Origin of the sequence: Brevibacillus sp. RS1.1 (genome assembly GCF_013284365.1) — a bacterium.
GTDB lineage: Bacteria > Bacillota > Bacilli > Brevibacillales > Brevibacillaceae > Brevibacillus > Brevibacillus brevis_D.
Map to the genome: position 1 here is coordinate 13,120 of NZ_JABSVA010000021.1, position 21,829 is coordinate 34,948.

Below are 21,829 nucleotides of genomic sequence, written 5' to 3' on the forward strand. Positions count from 1 at the left end.
GCCAGCAGGCAAAAGAGCAGGAGTGGTTATATCAACCACTCCTGCTTTTTTTATAGCCTACAGTTTGGAGAAACGCTCTACGATGTCATCAACAAGCAGTTCGGCAGAAAGGATACCGCCGCCTACGTTCCAGATCACTTCGTCAACTTGGAATGCCTTATTGTTTTTCGCGACATTCAGCTTTTGATAGAGTGGATCTTTCATCCATTCCTCGGTGTATTTATTCGCAGATCCATCACCGGAATAATCGCCGATCCAGTAAAACATGACGTCGCCATCCATTTCGGACATGAGCTCTTTGGGGATGTCTTTTTTGAACTCATCGATGTCTTGGGAGGCAGGTCGAGCAAAGCCGAGCTGGCTCAGAACAACGCCAGAGAAAGTGTCTTTCAAGTAAAGACGAGTTTTGCCAGCTACGAAACGAACGACAGAGACTTTCATCTTCGTCTTGTCACCCAGTTTTCCTTTTGCATCCTCAATCTTCTTATCGAAATCAGCCATCAGCTTGTCGCCTTCAGCTTTCTTATTCAGCGCTTCTGAGTAAAGGGCAAAGTTGATTTTCCATCTGCCTACGAGATCCTCGGAGAAGACGGTTGGAGCAATCGCGGAAAGCTGAGCGTATACTTTCTCTTGCCCTTGGCGTCCTTTCGTTCCCAGAATCAGGTCTGGCTTCAGGCTGGCGATCAGCTCGACGTTTGGTTGATTCTCGTCACCTAATTCAACTGCATCCTTCATTTTTTCTTTAATATGTGGATGCCATGGGTCACCGGGTTTACCGAGGCCACTCATGACAGCCCCAACTGGCGTAATCCCTAATGCGAGAACAGCCTCTGTGCTTTCACTGGTGAGAGTGACGACACGTTGCGGAGTTCCTTTTATTTTTGTTGACCCCATAAAGTGTTTTACTTCTCTCTCTTCAGACGCTGCCGGTGCTGATGGAGTTGTTGACGCGGCTGGTGTAGAAGAAGACGAGTCGGATGAAGGCGTTGCCTGTCCTCCGCAACCTGTTACGAGCATGACAGCGGAAAGCATAGCCCCGAGCATCAAACGCAGGGAAGTTTTGCGCATGATGGAAAATCCCCCTTTAACTGATAATGATTATCATTTTTCTTCACTACTTTATATGCTCATATGACAATGTGTCAATATATTTTTTGGAATCAGAGGAAAACTATAGGTATTACTGTGATGGTTTTCCGATAGCGATAATAAAAATCAATATCATTGACTAGCCCTACCCGCAAGCTTAGACTGATTAGTGGGAGAAACTTACATACATAGGTAGCGAATAGACAGAATAGGTAGAATGCAACGGAAAGAAGGGAACAGGCGTGAATGTGATTTTGTCCAGCCGACTGCAAAAGACTACTGTACTCATAGCAGGGCTCGTTGTCCTGGCAGTCGTGATGGTGGCTAGTATCCTTTTCGGAATCAATCGGTATTCGCTCACTACTGCAGTAGAGGCATACACTCAATTTTCCGGTTCGGAGGAACATTTGATTATTACGACTTCCCGAATGCCGCGTACACTGACAGCGGTAGCAGTGGGGAGCAGCCTCGCTGTAGCAGGTGTTTTGTTGCAGGCGTTGACTCGTAACCCTTTGGCTTCACCGTCTCTTATCGGCGTGAACGCTGGAGCTGCAGCAGCTATTGTGACGACGATTGTTGTTTTTGGCTCGCAATTCCCAGTGTCGCAAATGATGTGGGCAGGTTTTATCGGAGCGGGTGTAACTGCTCTGCTTGTATACGGATTGGCCTCCGCTGGGCGGGGAGGCATGACTCCGATTAAGCTGACACTTTCGGGTGCAGCGGTTGCCGCTTTTGCTTCGTCTGTGACTTCGCTGTTTATGCTGCTGCAAGAAAAGACGATGACAGAGGCCTTTTACTGGTTAGTTGGTTCTGTGGAGGGGAGACAGCTCGATCATTTTTTTATGATCATTCCTTATTTGCTAGTAGGCTGGTTAGGCGCTATGGTACTGACTGGCTCGTTAAACTTGATGGTACTTGGTGATGATGTAGCGACTGGCCTGGGCCAGAAGATTATCTTGGTAAAAGCTACTGCGTTATTGCTCGTGGTGCTCTTGGCAGGTGGGAGTGTCGCGCTCGCCGGACCAATTGCATTTGTGGGCATCATCATCCCGCATCTATGTCGTTTCTTAGTCGGGCTTGATCATCGATGGTTGATTCCCTATTCGATTGTTTTCGGCGGAGCTTTTCTGGTTTGCGCTGATTTGCTTTCTCGCCTTGTATTGATGCCCATGCGTCTGGAAGTACCAGTAGGCGTAGCAACCGCTATGATAGGAGTGGCTTTTATCATCCCGCTGGTCAGGGGGAGGGCGTATGCATAGACATGTAGTCATTCGGACCAAAAAGCCATCGCTTTCGTTTCATGTAGATAGGCGGGCTTTGGGAATTAATTTCATACTATTTTTGCTGTTATCTGTTGTGATTGTATTGAGTATTGGCTTAGGAAGCTTGCATATTCCTGTGTGGGAGGTCGTCAAAGCTTTTGTGGGAGCGGGCAGTGAACAGAATGAATTGATCGTGCTCGATTGGCGATTGCCTCGCGTTGTCGTTTCAGTAATGGTGGGGGCTTCCCTGGCGGTATCGGGGGCTATTTTGCAGTCCTTGGTACGAAATCCGTTAGCTTCGCCTGATTTGATCGGGACTACAGCGGGAGCAACGGCAGCAGCGGTAGCATTTATCACATTCGCAAAAGATGTAAGTGTACAATGGATGCCATTGGTGGCCTTGATCGGGGGATTGTTAACCGCGACGCTTACGTATCTCACGGCGTGGAAAGAAGGAGTCTCCCCTTTTCGTCTCGCACTAGTGGGTGTATGTATCTCGGCAGGCATGGGGGCATTAACGATCTTTTTCATGGTGATTACCCAAACACATAAAGCCTCAAATGCACTCGGGTGGATGACAGGAACTGTGTACGGTATGTCGTGGGTAAATGTCATGACGTTGCTTCCGTGGACCATATTGTTTCTTGGCGCCACGATTTTCCAAATCCGTTATTTGAATGCCCAGGAGCTCGGTGATGATATCGCCAAAGGCATTGGCGTCGCGATTGATAAGAAGCGATTGCTCTTGATTGCGATCAGTGTGGCATTGGCAGGTGCTGCAGTCGGTGTGGCAGGAGGAATTAGTTTTATCGGGTTGATGGCCCCGCATATTGCGCGTAGGTTAGTAGGTTCTGCGTATGGTTACTTGCTGCCGGCTTCCGCTGTTTTGGGCGGGATGCTTGTCGTTTTGGCTGATTTGATAGGGAGAACGGTGTTTTTACCACATGATTTGCCTGCAGGGATTTTTACCGCAGCGATTGGAGCGCCGTTTTTTGTTTATCTTTTATATAAAACGAGGAACCATCAGTAGGAATTGGAAGTGTGTTTATCGATAGTTGAGTGAGGATCCCTGAAGGAGAGTAGTGCTTCAGGGTTTTTTGTGTTGGCTATCTGTAAATTTATTACAAAATATTACACGATTCGAATTTACAAAACACTTTAAATATGGTAAAGATTAGTATAAATTACAATTATCATAACCTATGGAATTAATCGTTATGGGCTACTTTGTGCATGAGAACCCCTACTATACGGAGAGTAGCAAAGATCGATAGTCACTGTCATCGTTCGATAAATGTGGACCTCATTTTAACGTATTCATCAAATTATTACAAAAAATTACATAACTTATATTTACAATTTAGATATAAAATGGTAAAAATTAATAGTACTTACTATCACAGCTTTTGGAGGGATTTATTCGTGAAAAAAATCGTAGCAAGCCTATTAAGCCTGTCACTCGTATTATCTGCTTCCGTATCTGCACTGGCAGCGGAACCTGCAAAAAGTTTGAAAGCACCTCAAAAAGCTGCGTCGGCAAACGATCCTTATGAGCCAAATGATGATCCTGCATTTGCTCCTTATATTAATTCGAATACCGCATATACTGCAGCGATTAATCACAATAGAGATGCTGACTTTTTTAATTTTTATGCGAAACCTGGGAATTTTACATTGGCATTCAGTAGATTATCTTCAAGCAAGCACACGTTTACCATCCTTGTGAGAAAGCAAGGAGAGACAAAAGGAGAGACAATAAAAAGTGAATTTGGTATTAAGGGCAATACCACTTTATCAGTAAATATCCCAGAAGAAGGGAATTACTACATCTATTTATTCTCTACAGATGCAGCATTCGATACGACCCCAATCAACCCTATGCCTTACACTTTCAAAGCTTTTTTTAATCAATAAGATAACTTGCAAATACTAACAATTCCGTACCTAGATATTAGAAGGCAACATATATAAATTCGAAGCGATTTTTAACCAGAAATGTAGTACAAGAAAAACAGTCCTTGATCGGGCTGTTTTTTTGTTCCCATGAGGGTTCAACATAAAAAAGCGACCTCTTGAAATTCAAGAGATCGCTTTTGGTTTGAAAGTATGGTACGCCTGAAGGGAATCGAACCCCCGCACATGGTTCCGGAGACCATTGCTCTATCCACTGAGCTACAGGCGTATATTGTGACGACAACTTATATTATAAAACATCGAGAATCTCAATGCAAACGAAAAAAAGTAGTTCAGCAGAAAAAACTAGCCATAAAATAAGCGAAAGTGAAAAAGTCTATTGGTGAAGATCTTTCGACATTTTTTGTGTTCTGTTTCATCAAATTGGCAGGAAAATTGCATGAGAGAACGAATATAATGAAAATAAAGAGTCATCGAGCAGCATGAGCAAGTGCGAAGGAGGCGAGCTTCATGAACATGGGATTGGGGTTATTTCAAGAACAAACACTGAAATTAGTGATGACGCCGGAATTACGCCAAGCGATTACCATATTGCAATATTCAGCCATTGATCTCATCTCCTATTTGCAGGATCAGGCCAATGAAAATCCTGTTTTCGACCTTGAAGTGGCTGGAGAAGTCGCTTCTGCAAAAGCAGAGAAGCCAGCTCCTGAGATTGACTGGAAAGAAATTGTGGGCAATCGCGCGACAGGTGAGTACGGTTCGTCGAAAAATGAAAGCACTTACAATCCGCTGGATTACGTCCAGCAAGGTGCGGAGACGCTGTACGAACATCTGGAGCGTCAACTCGGCTATGTAAAAGGATTCTCGTCGCTGCAAAAACAGATTGCTCTCTTTTTGATCGGGAATTTGGATGAGAAGGGATATTTGGAAATTACACTGGAGGAAGCAAGTGAGCGCCTGGGCGCTGAAATGCTCGAGATTGAGGACGTGTTGTCCGTTTTGCAGCATTTTGATCCAGTAGGCGTAGCTTCACGCAGCCTGGAAGAATGTCTCTTGCTGCAGCTGGAGCATTTGGCACTCGATGATGAAAAGATCGTGCAGGTCGTTCGTGACCATCTGCAAGATTTAGCGGACAATCGCTATCAGCGGATTGCAGACAAAATCGGATGTACACCCCAAGAGGTACAGACGATTGCAGATTTGATCCGTACGTTGAATCCGCGTCCTGGGGCGGCCTTTTCCTCCGTAGAGACAAGATATGTCATTCCAGATGTGACGGTAGAAAAGGTCGGGAATGATTATGTTGTATTGGTCAATGATGTCGCAGCACCGCGGCTGAAAATCAACAGCTTCTATGAAAAAATGCTGAGCCAGCAAAAAAGTCAGGATGAAGCAAAACAGTTCATTCACGATAAGCTGAATGCTGCCATGTGGCTGGCAAAAAGTCTGGAGCAGCGCCGCCTGACGCTCATGCGTGTAACACAGGCCATCCTCGATATGCAACGGGAGTTTTTTGATCGGGGAATTCATTATTTAAAGCCTATGACGCAAAAGGAAATAGCAGAGCGGGTCGGCCTGCACGAATCGACGATCAGCCGGGCAACCAGCAACAAATACGTCCAGACACCGCGCGGAATCTTTGAGTTGAAGTATTTCTTTACGTCAGCACTCTCTACTTCCAGTGGGGAAGCTACTTCTTCTGAGAGTGTTAAACGCAGAATCAAAGCACTGATTGAGCAAGAAGATCGGAAAGCTCCGTTATCTGATCAAAAGCTGGGTGAGATGCTGCTTACAGAGGGGATTGAGATCTCCCGCCGAACGGTTGCCAAGTACCGGGAAGAAATGCTGATCCCATCGTCGGCCAAACGAAAGAGGTTTTAATGAGAATGAATGAAAAAACGTTTGAAATTGTCTTGTACGGACGAAATAAGTGTCATTTGTGCGACGAGGTGGAGCTCTACATCCGTTCTCTGGCGGAGGAGTTCCCCCTTCGTATGCGCATGGTTGATATTGAAAGTGATCCGGCTTTGCATGAGGAAATGATGTTTGTCATTCCCGTAGTCGAGATAGATGGAGAGATCGTGTTTCGTTCCATAACGCATGTGGTGACGCTAAAAGAGCTGCACGAGGAACTACATAGACGTACCGCTCTATCATAAATGATTGCTATGGTATTGGCTGTATTTTAGCTTTAGAAAGTACCGATGAACCAACAAAGTTGGTGAGAAGAAAAAGCACAGGGCTCGTAGACCTTGGCATCGCCAACCCAGTCGGAACTTCCAAAAGGGGACCCGCTTGTCGAACACTTCTTCTCTGAGAAACTTCCGTCCGTAGGGTGGCTTTGGCTCGACGGCCCCCTTTGGGAATGGAGACGGACAGTGAATCTCCCCTGCTGGCGTGTCAGAGTCGAAGGGAACTGTGCTTTTTCTTCTCCTCCACAATGTTGACTCAAACCAAAACGACCTCCTGATGGTTTGTCCTATAGGTAGAGGGGAACTTGCAAGATATGGTTAAATATGATACATTCAAGTTGTAGCAAGTGATCTTTTTTTTGCACCAAGCGGGACAAAAAATGTATATACAGGGACATAAAACGTCCCGATCAACAATTTGTAACCAAGGAAGAAGGTAAAATGCGACGTTTACTGGAACTGCAACAAAAATTGTTGCCTGACTTGATTCAAGTTTTGCGTCAGCGGTACATGTTGCTCCGATCCATCTATCATTTGCAGCCGATTGGCAGAAGAGGTCTTGCTCAAGCAATGGATACCACTGAACGTATTTTGCGGGCAGAAGTGGAACTGCTAAAAGAGACGGGGCTCCTTCATGTAACAGCTGCCGGAATGAGCCTGAGTGAAGAAGGACAACAAGTCTTGGACGACATGGAGCCTCTCGTCGGAGAGCTATTCGGCCTTACTGACTTGGCAGAGCGCCTGCAAAAAAAGTTGGGCATAGCAGAAGTCATTGTGGTGCAGGGCAATGCAGACCAGTCACCTTGGGTAAAGGAAGAGCTGGGACGGGTAGGGGCACGGGTCCTCAAACAAGTCGTGCAAGAAGGCGACATTGTAGCGGTAACAGGTGGTTCATCCATAGCCAGCGTAGCAAGTCATCTGACCCCTTCTGCTTCGTTCAAACACGTTCAGTTTGTCCCTGCTCGCGGTGGATTGGGAGAACGCGTAGAGCTGCAAGCGAACACGCTCGCTTCCGCCATGGCAGCGAAAACAGGTGCTTCTTATCGGCTTCTTCACGTACCGGATCGCCTCCATCCAGAAGCCTTGCAGACATTGGTCAAAGAGCCACAGGTACAAGATGTGCTGTCACTCTTGGGCGAAACTCGAGTCGTTTTACATGGAATCGGGGATGCCGTCACGATGGCGAGAAGGCGGAATTATTCGGAGGAAGAACTCGCGGAATTAGTGGAAACGGGTGCTGTATCAGAAGCATTCGGATACTACTTTAATGAAGCGGGAGAAACGGTCCACAGAATGCCGACAATTGGTTTACAGCTAGAGGAAGTGCACAAGGCAGAAACAGTGCTCTCTATTGCGGGGGGCGAAAGCAAGGCAAAAGCGATTCTTTCCTTTGCTAAGCAATCGTGTCAGAATGTACTCATTACGGACGAAGGGGCAGCTTATACGCTGTTGTCCGCACGATTGTAACGGAAGGAAGTCGGTCGCATGTCTATCACATCGGTAACACCCATCTTGGCAATGATCGCTGGTATCATTTTGAGCCTATCGCTCGGTTTTCCGATCGCATGGGGGATTGTTTTTGCGATCTTGGTCACACTGGTTAGTGTAAAAAGATTGGGTTATCCGTGGAAGCAACAGTTCGTGTTTGGCTGGGAAGGTGTCCAAAAGGCAAAGCCCGTCCTTACGATTCTGTTTTTAGTAGGACTCTTGATTCCTCTATTAATGATGGGAGGAACCATTCCCGCCATCATTTACTACGGATTATCGATTGTGAATGTCGAGTATTTGTTCGTTCTCTCTTTTCTGTTGACTGCAGGCGTCAGTTATTTATTGGGTACATCAATCGGTACACTGAGTACGATTGGGCTGTCCTTGATGGGCATAGCACACGCAGCAGGGATATCACCTGCGATCGTAGGAGGCGCGCTCATCTCTGGAGCGATGGTAGGGGAACGTTTCTCACCGATATCCAGCAGTCGATTACTGGTGCTTTCCAATGTCGGTATGACAGAAGAGCAGGAAAGAAGAATACGGCGTCCTGCTTTGCTTACAGTAGCGATTTGCGCGTTACTTTTCCTGATCCTTGATCTGTTTCGACCTCAAGCGAACTCGACGGATACCATTCAAATGTACCAGGAGCTGTTAGTCAGTCATTTTTCTGTACATTGGCTGCTCATGCTGCCTCTCGTGGTGTTAATTGCCTCTTTTGCACTGAGAGTAAAAGCGGTGAAGGCATTGTTTTTCGGTATCGGAGCCAGTGCGATTCTAGTCGGGATCAATGGGAATTTGGATGTGAAGACGTTTTTTACATCGATGCTAGTTGGATTTGAGTTTCATTCAGGAACGCCGCTGGATCAACTGGTCCATGGGGGCGGGATGTTCGCCATCTTCAGTGTTCTGGCGTTAATCATTCTCGCAGGCTTTTTAAACGGCATTTTGAACAGAGCCAATTTATTAACTCCCATCGTAGACAAAATGATGGGGCATACAAAAAATAAGACGGTATTGGTAGCGAAAGCAGCGGCATTGTCGTTGTTAGTGGTCATCATCAGCTGTAACCAAACCATTCCGATTCTGGTTCTCGGCTCGACTCTTCTCGGGAGGTTCTCCCAATGGGAGGGAGGGCGTGAGCTGTTGGGCAAGACGATGCTAGACTCCACAGTTGTCATGCCTGTGCTGATCCCATGGAACGGTCTATCGATGATGATGGCGCTCACGTTAGGTGTTTCGACGATCCAAACATTGCCCTTTGTGTTTTTTCCAATCTTATTACCGATTGTTACGATATTATCGACCCGCTGGTTTTCGCCAGAGGGCAGGTTTCTCACGATGAAGAATAAAGCTAGCTAATGAGCAGGAGGTATACATTATGGTAAAAGTAGGTATTAACGGATTTGGTCGTATCGGTCGTAACGTATTTCGTGCAGCACTGAACAATCCGAATGTAGAAATCGTGGCGGTCAATGACCTGACAGATGCGCACACACTGGCGCACCTTTTGAAATATGACACGGTTCATGGCGTTTTGAACGTGAGTGTTGAAGCTTCCGAAAACACGCTCATCGTTGACGGAAAAGAAATCAAGGTATTGGCAGAGCGCGATCCAGCTCAACTGAAGTGGGCAGATTACGGTGTTGAAATCGTAGTGGAATCAACTGGACGCTTCACGAAGCGTGAAGATGCAGCGAAGCACCTGGAAGGTGGCGCGAAAAAAGTCATCATCTCCGCTCCAGCAACAAATGAAGACATTACAGTCGTAATCGGTGTAAACGAAGACAAGTACGATCCAGCGCAACACACTGTGATCTCCAACGCATCCTGCACAACGAACTGCTTGGCGCCATACGCGAAGGTTCTCAATGAAAAATTCGGGATCGTACGCGGTTTGATGACAACCGTTCACTCTTACACCAATGACCAACAAATTCTCGACCTGCCGCACAAAGATTTGCGCCGTGCCCGTGCAGCTGCGGAAAACATCATTCCAACCTCTACAGGAGCGGCAAAAGCGGTAGCACTCGTACTGCCTGAGCTGAAAGGCAAGCTGAATGGTTTCGCTATGCGCGTACCAACTCCAAACGTATCCGTAGTGGACTTGGTCGTTGAGCTGAAGACAGACGCAACTGTTGAAGAAATCAACAACGCGCTGAAAGAAGCGGCAGAAGGCCCTCTCAAAGGCATTCTCGGCTACTCCGAAGAGCCACTCGTTTCCTCTGATTACAATGGAAACCCTGCATCCTCCACAATCGATGCTTTGTCTACAATGGTACTGGAAGGAAACATGGTGAAAGTCGTTTCCTGGTACGATAACGAGTGGGGTTACTCCAATCGTGTCGTAGACTTGTGTCATTATGTTGCACAGCGCGGCTTCTAACACGTAAAATAGAACTGTTGTGGAAAAAAAGGGAGAGCAATCTCCCTTTTCCCATATCTTTTTTCCGAATAAAAAGCCAATGATTTGGGAGGATCGTTCATGAACAAGAAATCTATCCGCGATGTTGAGCTGGCAGGCAAGCGCGTATTCTGCCGTGTCGACTTTAACGTGCCGATGCAGGACGGGGTAATCACCGACGATACACGCATTCGTGCTGCTGTACCAACCATCCGTTTCATGATGGAGGCAGGAGCCAAAGTAATCCTGGCGAGCCATTTTGGTCGTCCTAAAGGCCAAGTGGTGGAAGAGATGCGCCTTACTCCTGTCGCAGCCCATCTGTCCTCGCTCTTGGGCAAGGACGTGCGTAAGCTGGAGGATTGCCAAGGTGCTGACGTAGAAGCGGCAGTAGAACGAATGGAGTCTGGCGACGTCATCCTGTTGGAAAACGTGCGCTTCCATGCGGGAGAAGAAAAGAACGATCCAGAACTGGCAAAAAGCTTTGCGGCCTTGGCTGATCTGTTTGTCAATGATGCATTTGGGACAGCTCACCGGGCACATGCTTCTACAGCGGGAATCGCTGAGTACATACCAGCAGTTGCAGGCTTGCTGATGGAAAAGGAAATTCGCTTCATGGGCGGAGCCTTGTCCAATCCGGAGCGTCCGTTTACAGCGATTGTCGGCGGTGCAAAAGTAAAAGATAAAATTGCTGTCATTGAAAATTTGTTGACCAAAGTCGATCACCTGATTATCGGCGGCGGTATGGCGAATACATTCCTCAAAGCACAAGGTTATGGCATTGGTGCTTCTCTGTGTGAAGACGACAAGCTCGACCTCGCACGTACGTTGATGGAGCAGGCAAAAGAGCGCGGCGTTCAATTGCTGATGCCAGTTGATGTTGTGGTAGCTGACCGTTTTGCGGCAGATGCAGAAAAGCAGGTCGTCGCAATCGATGCAATTCCAGAGGGCTGGATGGCACTCGATATCGGTCCAAAAACAGTGGAACAGTACCACAGCGTCATTGTAGATTCGAAAACGGTTGTATGGAACGGTCCGATGGGCGTATTTGAAATGGATGCTTTTGCAGGCGGCACGATTGGCGTAGCCAAGGCGATGGCAGCATGCAGCGGAACGACGATCATCGGTGGCGGTGATTCCGTAGCAGCTGTGGAAAAAGCAGGCGTAGCCGAGCAGATGACACACATTTCTACAGGCGGCGGAGCGTCCCTGGAATTCATGGAAGGCAAGGAACTGCCAGGCGTAGCTGTGTTGGCAGATAACCAATAAAAGCGAAGAGGGGGAGTTTGCATGCGAACACCAATTATCGCGGGGAACTGGAAGATGTTCAAGACGATGGCCGAGGCAAGAGCGTTTGCGCAGGAAGCCAAGGCAAGCAATAATACTTCCGGAGTACAAAAAGTTATTTGCGCACCTTTTACAGCGTTGGCTGCACTTAAAGAAGAGCTGGCGGGCACGGATATTGCCATCGGCGCGCAAAACATGCATTTTGAAGAGCAAGGTGCTTATACAGGCGAAATCAGCGCGTCCATGCTGAAAGAAATTGGTGTGGAGTACGTGATTCTTGGTCACTCCGAGCGCCGTCAATATTTCAATGAAACAGATGAGACGGTGAACAAAAAGGTTGTAGCTGCATTAGCAGCAGGTCTCGTACCGATTGTGTGCGTAGGAGAGAGTCTGGAGCAGCGGGAAGCGGGCGAGACAGCTAACGTAGTCCGTACGCAGACTGAAGGTGCTTTTGCTGGAGTAGATGCTGCACAAGTGGCGGATACCGTTATTGCATACGAGCCGATCTGGGCGATTGGTACAGGCAAGTCTTCCACGGCAGAGGATGCCAATGAAACGATTGCCATTATTCGCAGCGTAATCGGTGAACGCTTCGGACAAGCGACAGCCGAGAAAGTGCGCATTCAATACGGCGGAAGCGTAAAGCCGGAAAACATCGCAAGCTACATGGCACAGCCTGACATTGACGGAGCATTGGTCGGTGGAGCGAGTCTTGTAGCGAACAGCTACTTGCAGCTTGTGGCAGGAGCAACGTCGCGATAGGAGGAGAAAGCAATGGCACAAAGACCAAAACCGGTTGCCCTTTTGATTGTGGATGGTTTTGCTCTGCGGAACGAAACGTATGGAAACGCAGTAGCGCAAGCCAACAAGCCGAATTTTGACCGTTACTGGAACCAATACCCTCACGCGACACTAGAGGCAAGTGGGTTGGCTGTTGGGCTGCCAGAAGGACAGATGGGGAACTCCGAAGTAGGCCATCTCAATATCGGGGCAGGGCGTGTCGTTTATCAGGATTTGACGCGCATTACCAAGTCGATTAAAGAAGGCGCTTTTTATGAGAACGAAACACTGATTGCTGCTTTCCAGCACGCGAAGCAAAACGGCAAGCAGCTCCATCTGTTCGGACTTTTGTCCGATGGTGGTGTACACAGTCATATTGACCACCTGTTTGCGATGCTCGAGTTGGCGAAAAAGCAGGACTTTGCGGATGTGTTCATTCACGGTTTCCTCGATGGCCGCGATGTATCGCCTGACAGTGCAGTGGGTTATATCGAGCAGCTACAAGCTAAAATCGCTGAGCTGGGTGTTGGCCGTATTGCTACCGTACAAGGTCGCTACTATGCGATGGATCGTGACAAACGCTGGGAGCGCGTAGAGAAGGCGTATCGCGCCATGGTGTATGCAGATGCTCCGGCTTATCGTGATCCGGTTCAGGCGGTTAAGGAATCCTACGAAAAGTCCATTATGGATGAGTTCGTCATGCCAACCGTGATTCTCGATGAAAACGGAAAACCAGTGACGACCGTTCAAAGCGGCGATTCGATTATTTTTTATAATTTCCGCCCGGATCGTGCGATTCAAATGTCGCAGGCATTTACGAATGAAGATTTCCGTGGATTTGACCGCGGAGATGAGCGCCCGCGCGATCTGCATTTTGTGTGCCTGACGCATTTTTCCGAGACGGTTAACGGGTATGTTGCTTACAAGCCTTCCAATCTGGATAACACATTGGGAGAGGTGCTTTCCCAGCATGGCTTGAAGCAGCTGCGCATTGCCGAGACGGAGAAATATCCGCATGTGACGTTCTTCTTTAGTGGCGGGCGTGAGAAAGAGTTTCCTGGTGAGAAACGCATCCTGATTCCTTCGCCAAAAGTGGCGACGTACGACCTGCAGCCGGAGATGAGTGCACCAGAGCTGACAGACGCTGTTGTCGCTGAGATCGAGGCAGACAATTTTGACGCGATCATCCTGAACTTTGCCAACTGCGACATGGTTGGTCATTCCGGTATGATGGAGCCAACAATCAAAGCAGTCGAGACGGTGGATGCATGCTTGGGCCGAGTAGTCGATGCCATCGTAGCAAAAGGCGGCGTAGCCGTCATCACAGCTGACCACGGCAACGCAGATCTGATGCTGGATGAAGCGGGACGACCAATTACTTCACACAGTACGTATCCGGTGCCTGTAATTGTGACAAAAGACGGGGCTGCCCTGCGCGAAGACGGTATTTTGGCCGACTTGTCGCCAACGCTTTTGGAGCTTTTGGGAGTAGCGCAACCCGTTGAAATGACAGGTAAATCGTTACTTGCAAAATAGGCTTCGCTGGGACACACTGTAAGGGTAGCTTGGCGTTTAAATCGAAATAGATTGTAAGTGCACTTGAAAAAAGGAGATGGACGAGAAATGGCAATGATTACTGACATTTATGCACGCGAAATTATGGACTCCCGCGGTAATCCAACTGTGGAAGTAGAAGTATATCTCGAAGATGGCTCGATGGGTCGCGCAGATGTTCCATCTGGAGCGTCTACAGGTGCGTATGAAGCAGTTGAGCTTCGCGACGGTGACAAATCCCGTTACTTGGGAAAAGGTGTTCTGAAAGCCGTAGAAAACGTGAATGAAATCATTGCTCCTGAACTGATCGGCATGGATGCCCTGGATCAAGTTGGCATCGATATGGCGATGATTCAGCTCGACGGCACGCCAAACAAAGGCAAGCTGGGCGCAAACGCAATTCTCGGTGTGTCCATGGCAGTAGCACGTGCGGCTGCAGAATCTCTCGGCGTTCCTCTCTACAACTACCTCGGCGGCTTCAACGCGAGAATGCTGCCAGTTCCTATGATGAACATCCTGAACGGTGGTAAGCACGCAGACAACACCGTAGACATTCAGGAATTCATGGTTATGCCAGTAGGTGCTACTTCCTTCAAGGAAGCGCTGCGTACAGGTGCGGAAATTTTCCACTCCCTGAAAAAAGTATTGGGTGAAAAAGGCCTGAGCACAGCAGTAGGGGATGAGGGCGGTTTTGCTCCAAACCTGAAATCCAACGAAGAAGCGATCACAACCATTTTGGATGCGATCAAGGCAGCAGGCTATGAGCCAGGCAAAGACGTGTTCCTTGCGTTGGACGTAGCAGCTACAGAAATGTTTAAAGACGGCAAATACCACTTCGAAGGCGAAGGCGTTGTGAAAACAACAGAAGAAATGATCGCGTTCTACGAAGATCTGGTAAACAAATACCCAATCATCTCCATCGAAGACGGTCTGTCTGAAGATGACTGGGATGGCTGGAAAGCGCTGACTGACAAGTTGGGCAGTAAAGTTCAGCTGGTAGGTGACGACTTGTTCGTAACCAACACCGAGCGTCTGGCTCGCGGAATCGAGACCTCTACAGGTAACTCCATTCTGGTAAAAGTAAACCAAATCGGTACGCTGACAGAAACCTTCGAAGCAATCGAAATGGCGAAGCTGGCTGGTTATACTGCGGTGATTTCCCACCGTTCCGGTGAAACCGAAGACTCCACAATCTCTGATATCGCTGTGGCAACAAATGCAGGTCAAATCAAGACTGGTGCGCCTTCCCGTACAGACCGCGTAGCGAAGTACAACCAATTGCTGCGTATTGAAGACGAACTGGCTGATACAGCTCGCTTTGGTGGTCGTTCTGCATTCTACAACTTGAAGAAATAAGCTTGCATGCGGCAGTCCAGGACGCAAAAAAGTCCGGGACTGCCGCTGTTTTTTGGATGAAAGACATATGCCACCAGAAGCCTCGATTCGTTGCGCGTTCAAGCTTTTGCCTACGAAAAAAAGACTGCCCATACTACGCGATGGACAGTCTTTTTGTTGTTTGAGGATTATGACATGGCGAATGCTTTTCGTTCGGTCTGCACAGTGCCCAGACGGCTTTTACTGTACGGGATGCACATAGGAGTTCCGTACAGCGGGTCTTGCGTAATTTGGCAATCCATATCGAAAACCGTACGGACAAGGTCGGTCGTCAGCACTTCGTTGGGAGCCCCTTCTGCTACGACGGTCTGATTGTGAACGGCAACGATATGATGGGCATAGCGGCAAGCGAGATTTAGATCGTGGAGAACCATGACGATGGTGCGCTGCTCCGTTTGATTCAGTTCAAACAACAGGTCCAAAATCTCAATCTGATGCGACATATCCAAATAAGTCGTAGGCTCATCCAGCAAAATGGTTTCGGTTCCTTGAGCGAGCGTCATCGCAATCCAGGCGCGCTGACGTTGGCCGCCAGAGAGACTATCGACGGCGCGGTTAGCCATATCTGTGAGTTGAGTAGCTGCCAATGCTTTGTTGACCATCTGCTCGTCTTCTTCCGACCATTGCTGTAGCCAGTTTTGATAAGGATAACGTCCTTGTTTGACTAATTGCAGGATTGTCAATCCTTCTGGTGCAGATGGGCCTTGAGGAAGGATGGCAAGACGTTTGGCTACCTCTTTGGTAGAGCGTTTCGCGATCGATTCTCCTTCAAGCAGGATGGCGCCTTCCTTTGGTTTGAGTAAACGTGCCAGAGAGCGCAGTAATGTCGATTTGCCACTGCCATTACTGCCGATGAAAACGGTGATTTTTCCACGCGGGATGTTTAAATCTAAAGCTTCAATGATGTTGCGTTCTCCGTACGATAACGTAAGTCGTTGGGTTTCCAAAGCTTGCATATGGGTTGGACTCCTTTCAACGTATAGGAAGTTAAAAAATATATTCAGGGTCGCATGTGGCTGCAGTGGGGAGAAGAATATTTCCAGTCTAGGCTTAGTGCTCCGTCCCGCTGAGGGTTGGACTGTCCGCTCCGAAGGGATTCGCGGGGAAACGCAAAAGTGGTAGCCGCTTCGTCGTATGGGCACGGTTGCGTTTCTTTTGCCCGCGAATCCCTTCTCCGCTCGGTAGGACTCCACAAGTCGCTACGTCTGGAAATATTCTTCTCTGGCGTAACGGAATATGCTCTACATTCTTTTAAGGCTTTTAAAATCGGACTAACATGGAAAGCTCGTAGAGGGTTTCGCTTTTTGCATGGAGTCGGGCAGTGAATCCCTCAGCGGGTGGGACAAGAATCTGAGCGTTTTCTCCTGTTTCCTCCCCACCACTACAGCGGGACTAAGTTCTTTCCTAGCGATTTCGGTTTTTATACAGCAAGTAGATGAAAAACGGAGCGCCGATGGCAGAGGTGAATACTCCTACAGGCACTTCGATTGGTGAAAAAGCCATGCGGGCAATCAAATCCGCAAGCAATACGATAATGGCACCCAAGAAAGCCGAGAGTGTCATGGCACCGCCAAAGGAAGGACCAATCAGTTGCTTGGCAATGTGTGGGGCCAGCAAAGCCACAAAGCTGATATCGCCTCCAACAGAGACGGCTGTTCCCGTCAAAGCCGCGCAAATCATGAGGAGGAGGAAGCGATCCAATTGTAAAGAACTGCCGAGACTCGTTGCCAGATCATCGCCGAGCTGTTGAATGTTCACGCGTCTTGCAAGCAAGCACGCTACGAGAATCAGTCCGACTACCCACGGCAAAATCATAACTACGTCATTCCAGTCAACGCCGTAGATGCTTCCAGTCAGCCAGAGCAATGCCTTATTTTGCAGCAAAAACGGACTGAACATGATCAGCATGGTTACAATGGCACCTGCAGCGATTTTGATTCCAACACCGATCATGACGAGACGAAGCGGCGTGACGCCTTTTTTCCAAGAGAGGGCGTACAGCAGGAATGTCGTCAATGTTGCTCCCAAAAAAGCGATGGGAGGAAGCCACTTGATGCTCACTGTTTCAAATAGCATCAAGAAGCCGACTGCAAAAACAGATGCTCCACCTGATACCCCAAGAATATCCGGGGAAGCCAATGGGTTGCGGACGAGACCTTGCATAATGGCACCAGCTACTGCGAGTGCGGCACCTACCAGAATGGCAATGACGATGCGTGGCAGGCGAAACTGCTCTACAATCAAAGCATTTTCTTCTGAACCGATTCCCAACAAAACCTTTACCACATCGAGCGGAGCGATTTTCATTTCACCCATTCCGAGACTGACAACCGCTACGGTGATGACGATCAGCAAGGCGAGTAGCGAGAACCAGATCGTCTTTTTATGTAGCTGAAACGATGAAAAACGCTTGCCGATTCGAAGAGACAGGTAGTCTTTCATTATTTATCCAGCCCCTTGCGTGCGACATAGATGAAGAACGGAATCCCGATCAGGGCTGTCATTACTCCAATAGGAACTTCAGCAGGCATTGCAATATAACGAGCGCCGATGTCTGCTAACAGCAGCAGGATGGAACCAAGCAGACCGCTGTACAAAAGTACCCAGCGAGTATCAATTCCGACGAGATAGCGGGCCAGATGCGGCGTGACCAAACCGACAAAACCAATAGGTCCAGCAACAGCAACTGCGCAACCGGATAAGAGAACGATGACGATTCCGACGCTGAATTTGACCAATAATGTACGTTGTCCGAGACCTTTTGCTACGTCATCACCCATCAATAATGTTTGAATCGGGCGTGCGAGGACAAATGCAGCGATCCAGGCGATGATCATATAAGGAAAGACAGTGGCTAAATACTCCAGCTTTCTGCCTCCGACTGACCCTGCCAGCCAGAAAAGCACCTCGTCTGTGGCCTTTTCATTCAGGACCATCATGCCGTGTCGGATCGAGGAAGCCAAAGCGGTGATAGCTGCACCCGCCAGAACCAGCTTCACAGGCGAAAGTCCATCTCTGCCGAATGAACCGAGCAAGTAGACGATCAAACCTGCTACAGCGGCTCCTAAAAAGGAAATCCACGTAAACTGGGTCAAGGAGCTGATCCCGACAAATGTAACGGCGAACACAACAAAAAGAGAAGCACCTGCATTAAGACCGAACAGTTCAACGTCTGCAACAGGGTTTCTCGTCAAGGATTGGAGCAAAGTTCCGGCCAAGCCGAGGCAGAAACCGACCGTTAGCGCATTGAGCACACGCGGTACTCGCACTTCTTTAATGACGATGTGCTCATTGGAGCCGTTGAAATTCGTGTAGGCATCAATCGCAGTTTGCCAACTTGTGTCAACGACGCCAAAGATGAGGCTGGCATAACTGAGGTAAGTCAGGAGGAGAAGGGCGAATACCAGTCCCAGAATTTTACGAAAGTTGCTAGCTAAAAAAGTATTCATGATGGCTACATCCTTATTTCTTAGATGGTTTCATAGTTAAGTGTAGAGCTACATAAAGGAAGTGTCAATGACGTTGATAGTCATTATCAATTTGTGATTGACTTTTGACAGGCAGGGGGGTAGGATAGACTCTGTCATTGATATGAATTCTCATTATAGAAAAGGGAAAGGGGTCCTTTCATCATGTTTTCTCGTACATATCGGACCGCAGGCGGTAAAGCTTTCTTTGCTGTCTTAATGGCGACCTTGTTGGTTGTTACCGGTTGCGGTACTCCACAAGCAAGTGAACAAAAGCCTGCTGATCAAGCCAAAGGCAATTCGGAGGGTTCCGGCCAAAGCTATACAGTAAAACACGCGATGGGCGAAACGACCATCAAAGGTACACCAGAACGTATCGTCATGTTGACCAACCAAGGTATTGAAACTCTGATGGCTCTCGGTGTGAAACCAGTAGGGGCTGTAGGTGCAGCTAATGATCCAACACAATTCTACGATTTCACCAAGTCCTTCCTTGAGGGTACAAAATCAGTTGGTACAGAAGGACAACCTAATCTGGAAGCAATCGCGGCACTGAAACCTGATCTGATTCTGGGTATGAAATTCCGTCATGAAAAAATTTATCAACAATTGACTGCAATTGCTCCAACCGTATTTGTGGAGGAGCCACGCGGTGACTGGAAAGAAAACTTCTCCTTGTTCGCAGAAGCAGTAAACAAAAAGGCAGAGGGTGAAAAAATCCTCGCTGATTGGAACAAGCGCGTAGAAGAGTTTAAAGCAAAAGCGGGCGACAAGCTGAACACAAAAGTATCCGTTGTACGCTTCATGCCTGGTAAAGTTCGCATCTACTACAAAAACACCTTCACTGGCGCGATTTTCAAAGACCTTGGCCTGGCTCGTCCAGCTGCCCAAGACAAAGATGATTTCGCAGCAGAAGTAACCAAAGAGCGCATTCCAGAAATGGACGGCGACATCATGTTCTACTTCACGTACGAAACAGGAAAAGGCGAGGCTTCCAAGCTGGAGCAGGAGTGGACAAACGATTCACTCTGGAAAAACCTGAACGTCGTGAAAGCAGGCAAAGCGTTCAAAGTGGATGACACTATCTGGAATACTTCCGGTGGCGTAATCGCAGCGAATAAAGTACTGGATGAGCTGGAAGGCTACATCATCGGTAAATAACGAGAAAAGACGGGACTGATGCTCCCGTCTTTTTTGTGTGGTTACCCCGCCATGTTGTTGAAAGTTCCACGTGGGTAGTAAATGTTTACGTGATCGATGTAGATTGTGTTTGGATCATCGGTCATGATGCCTGAGAAAATGAATTTCAATTCGTAATCAGGAGTCACCTTGTAGGTGTAGATGGTTTGGCCGCCCGTTGTGGCTTTGCTTGTTGGCTCTCCAAGTGTTTTACGCACCTCGGCAAGTGTGATTGCTTGCAAGCGTGGGTCATAGGAACGAATATCGACGATCTGCATTCCTTTGTTAAAGGCAAAGACAAGATTGAGGTCCCGGTACGTATTGTACGTGATGCCATTGACGAAAGAGACGACATCCGGTTTGCCCAGCTCTTTTTCCGCGTTATCGAATACATCCTTTTCTAAACGATACTGACTGCTAAAGACTTGGCCTTTCCCGGCGAGATCACGCACGCTTTGTAACAAATCGGCATTGTTCCCATAAAGCATGAGATTTTTATTTCCTTGCGGGTAATACAGCTGGTATTCAACAAGAATCTGGTCTTCCTTGCTCGTGCTTTTTGTTCCTTGGAAGATCAGCTTGACCTGATATTTGCTCGTTACATCATAGGTATAAATCGTACGATCGCCAAACTCGCTGATACGGCTCGGTTTTCCCCAGCTCTTTTTGACGGCAGACAGGCTGATTTGCTGCAAGCGAGAATCTGTCCTGTGCATGTCTACGAGCTGCATGCCTTTGTTGTAGCCAAACACGACTTCTTTTTTCGGGTAGGCGGAGTAGATCAGTCCATTTGCTGTGTAGGTTTTCTCAGGCTTTCCCCAGCCCTTTTCTATATCATCTATCGTTTTTTCCAGAACGAATGGAAGGGAGATGACTCTGCCTTCTTGAGCATTTGAGCGAATTTGTGACAAGAGCTCCTCTGACTGCGGAATAGGCTGTGTTGTTACGCTGTTGTTTTGAGCTGGTCCCGGAGAAGCGGTAGGAGAGCCAGGAGCAATAGGCGCAACGGTGTCTGGCATTGTACTCTGCGGTTGATTCGTAAGGAGTGAGGCTCCCAGCCAGACGGTCACAGCAAGTACCGAGCAGAGGGCCAATCCCTTGCCAAGCGCAGAGAAACCACGAAAAGAAGCAGTCCCCCCAGATTTGCTCACATTTGTTTGGCGAATAGCAGACACGATCTCGTGCTTTTGTTCTCCGTTCATTTTCATATCAGGCATCCCCTTCAATTTTGCTAGTAAGTCATGGTCTGAATTAGATTGCATCGCCAATCATCTCCTTTTTCTCACGCTCAAGTATTTCTCTGACGGCTTTCATGGCACGGTGCAATGTCACGTTGACTTTGTTTTCGGACCACCCCAGTATTTCAGCGGTCTCCTTGGAGGACAGTCCTTTGACTCCACGCAAAATGAGCACCTCCCGAAAAGCGGGTTTTACGTCACGGATTGCATGGTAAAGTGCCTGCTGCTCCTCATGTACGTGCAGAATTTCTTCCGGTGTTTTTTCTTCCGTCTCTACATTCGCCAGCCATTTATCTGGCAACCAGTTACGTAGACGTTGCTTTCGTTTATGATCGATGGCGGTATTCCTCGCGATCGTCAATAGCCAAGTTTTCGGTTGCGATCTGCCTTCGAATGCGTCCAGAGACCGAAGCGCTTTTAAAAAGACATCCTGAACAAGGTCTTCTACATCGCGGGTTCCTGTGTAGTAAATAAGAAATTTGTAAATATCATCGCCATAGCGAAGGAACCATTGCTCCATTAAACCGTTTTTGTCCATAGCTGAACCACCTTTTGTTCGTTCTACTTGTAATTTGACGAC

General features: G+C 48.0%; 19 protein-coding genes and 1 tRNA gene. 13 read left to right on the plus strand and 7 right to left on the minus strand.

Annotated features, from left to right (window positions below; translation table 11 throughout):
• Positions 1 to 57 precede the first annotated feature (57 nt).
• Positions 58 to 1,068, minus strand: coding sequence for an ABC transporter substrate-binding protein (locus HP570_RS28785; RefSeq protein WP_015893475.1), 1,011 nt, complete (start codon positions 1,066 to 1,068; stop codon positions 58 to 60).
• A 263-nt stretch (positions 1,069 to 1,331) separates the two neighbouring features.
• On the opposite strand from HP570_RS28785, the gene HP570_RS28790 reads away from it, so the two are divergent.
• The 3 genes from HP570_RS28790 to HP570_RS28800 all read left to right on the plus strand — a co-directional run bounded on the left by HP570_RS28790 (position 1,332) and on the right by HP570_RS28800 (position 4,265).
• Complete coding sequence (locus HP570_RS28790) at positions 1,332 to 2,348, plus strand: FecCD family ABC transporter permease (RefSeq protein ID WP_041749674.1); 1,017 nt, start codon at positions 1,332 to 1,334, stop codon at positions 2,346 to 2,348.
• Positions 2,341 to 3,381 carry a FecCD family ABC transporter permease gene (locus HP570_RS28795; RefSeq protein ID WP_173627930.1) on the plus strand — a complete coding sequence of 347 codons (1,041 nt, stop codon included), beginning with the start codon at positions 2,341 to 2,343 and terminating at the stop codon, positions 3,379 to 3,381. Before HP570_RS28790 ends, HP570_RS28795 begins: the two co-directional genes overlap by 8 nt.
• 392 nt (positions 3,382 to 3,773) lie before the next feature.
• Positions 3,774 to 4,265, plus strand: coding sequence for a hypothetical protein (locus HP570_RS28800; RefSeq protein WP_309139221.1), 492 nt, complete (start codon positions 3,774 to 3,776; stop codon positions 4,263 to 4,265).
• A 193-nt stretch (positions 4,266 to 4,458) separates the two neighbouring features.
• Here HP570_RS28800 and HP570_RS28805 read toward each other — a convergent pair.
• Positions 4,459 to 4,533: transfer RNA gene (locus HP570_RS28805), tRNA-Arg, on the minus strand.
• A gap of 242 nt (positions 4,534 to 4,775) precedes the next feature.
• Between HP570_RS28805 and rpoN the strand changes: the two genes are divergently transcribed.
• From rpoN to eno, 9 genes are all read left to right on the plus strand, one after another.
• Positions 4,776 to 6,149 carry an RNA polymerase factor sigma-54 gene (rpoN, locus tag HP570_RS28810; RefSeq protein WP_173627932.1) on the plus strand — a complete coding sequence of 458 codons (1,374 nt, stop codon included), beginning with the start codon at positions 4,776 to 4,778 and terminating at the stop codon, positions 6,147 to 6,149.
• Positions 6,149 to 6,427 carry a glutaredoxin family protein gene (locus HP570_RS28815; RefSeq protein ID WP_173627933.1) on the plus strand — a complete coding sequence of 93 codons (279 nt, stop codon included), beginning with the start codon at positions 6,149 to 6,151 and terminating at the stop codon, positions 6,425 to 6,427. Before rpoN ends, HP570_RS28815 begins: the two co-directional genes overlap by 1 nt.
• 474 nt (positions 6,428 to 6,901) lie before the next feature.
• A complete protein-coding gene (locus tag HP570_RS28820) occupies positions 6,902 to 7,927 on the plus strand; it encodes a sugar-binding transcriptional regulator (RefSeq protein WP_173627934.1) in 1,026 nt (341 codons plus the stop codon).
• A gap of 18 nt (positions 7,928 to 7,945) precedes the next feature.
• On the plus strand, positions 7,946 to 9,310 hold the full coding sequence (locus HP570_RS28825; RefSeq protein WP_173627935.1) for a Na+/H+ antiporter NhaC family protein: 1,365 nt from the start codon (positions 7,946 to 7,948) through the stop codon (positions 9,308 to 9,310).
• Between the two features lie 19 nt (positions 9,311 to 9,329).
• Entirely contained in the window at positions 9,330 to 10,334 is a 1,005-nt protein-coding gene (gap, locus tag HP570_RS28830) for a type I glyceraldehyde-3-phosphate dehydrogenase (protein ID WP_007720484.1), read from the plus strand.
• Positions 10,335 to 10,433: 99 nt separating this feature from the next.
• Positions 10,434 to 11,618, plus strand: coding sequence for a phosphoglycerate kinase (locus tag HP570_RS28835; RefSeq protein WP_015893466.1), 1,185 nt, complete (start codon positions 10,434 to 10,436; stop codon positions 11,616 to 11,618).
• A gap of 21 nt (positions 11,619 to 11,639) precedes the next feature.
• Positions 11,640 to 12,398, plus strand: coding sequence for a triose-phosphate isomerase (tpiA, locus tag HP570_RS28840; protein ID WP_087347817.1), 759 nt, complete (start codon positions 11,640 to 11,642; stop codon positions 12,396 to 12,398).
• A gap of 12 nt (positions 12,399 to 12,410) precedes the next feature.
• Positions 12,411 to 13,952, plus strand: coding sequence for a 2,3-bisphosphoglycerate-independent phosphoglycerate mutase (gene gpmI, locus HP570_RS28845; RefSeq protein WP_173627936.1), 1,542 nt, complete (start codon positions 12,411 to 12,413; stop codon positions 13,950 to 13,952).
• Between the two features lie 87 nt (positions 13,953 to 14,039).
• The gene (eno, locus tag HP570_RS28850) at positions 14,040 to 15,326 is read left to right on the plus strand and encodes a phosphopyruvate hydratase (protein ID WP_015893463.1); all 1,287 of its coding nucleotides are present in this window, start codon (positions 14,040 to 14,042) and stop codon (positions 15,324 to 15,326) included.
• A 167-nt stretch (positions 15,327 to 15,493) separates the two neighbouring features.
• On the opposite strand, the gene HP570_RS28855 is transcribed toward eno, so the two are convergent.
• The 3 genes from HP570_RS28855 to HP570_RS28865 form a co-directional block, all read right to left on the minus strand.
• Positions 15,494 to 16,321 carry an ABC transporter ATP-binding protein gene (locus tag HP570_RS28855; protein ID WP_007729437.1) on the minus strand — a complete coding sequence of 276 codons (828 nt, stop codon included), beginning with the start codon at positions 16,319 to 16,321 and terminating at the stop codon, positions 15,494 to 15,496.
• Positions 16,322 to 16,769: 448 nt separating this feature from the next.
• Positions 16,770 to 17,807: a FecCD family ABC transporter permease gene (locus tag HP570_RS28860; protein WP_173627937.1), complete on the minus strand. Its 1,038-nt coding sequence runs from the start codon at positions 17,805 to 17,807 to the stop codon at positions 16,770 to 16,772.
• On the minus strand, positions 17,807 to 18,814 hold the full coding sequence (locus tag HP570_RS28865; protein ID WP_173627938.1) for a FecCD family ABC transporter permease: 1,008 nt from the start codon (positions 18,812 to 18,814) through the stop codon (positions 17,807 to 17,809). Before HP570_RS28865 ends, HP570_RS28860 begins: the two co-directional genes overlap by 1 nt.
• Before the next feature lie 183 nt (positions 18,815 to 18,997).
• Here HP570_RS28865 and HP570_RS28870 point away from each other — a divergent pair, with 183 nt between their 5' ends.
• Entirely contained in the window at positions 18,998 to 19,993 is a 996-nt protein-coding gene (locus HP570_RS28870; protein ID WP_173627939.1) for an ABC transporter substrate-binding protein, read from the plus strand.
• A 41-nt stretch (positions 19,994 to 20,034) separates the two neighbouring features.
• On the opposite strand, the gene HP570_RS28875 is transcribed toward HP570_RS28870, so the two are convergent.
• Both HP570_RS28875 and HP570_RS28880 read right to left on the minus strand, forming a co-directional pair.
• Positions 20,035 to 21,273, minus strand: coding sequence for a YjgB family protein (locus HP570_RS28875; RefSeq protein WP_173627940.1), 1,239 nt, complete (start codon positions 21,271 to 21,273; stop codon positions 20,035 to 20,037).
• Entirely contained in the window at positions 21,263 to 21,787 is a 525-nt protein-coding gene (locus HP570_RS28880) for an RNA polymerase sigma factor (RefSeq protein ID WP_064203217.1), read from the minus strand. Before HP570_RS28880 ends, HP570_RS28875 begins: the two co-directional genes overlap by 11 nt.
• Positions 21,788 to 21,829 lie beyond the last annotated feature (42 nt).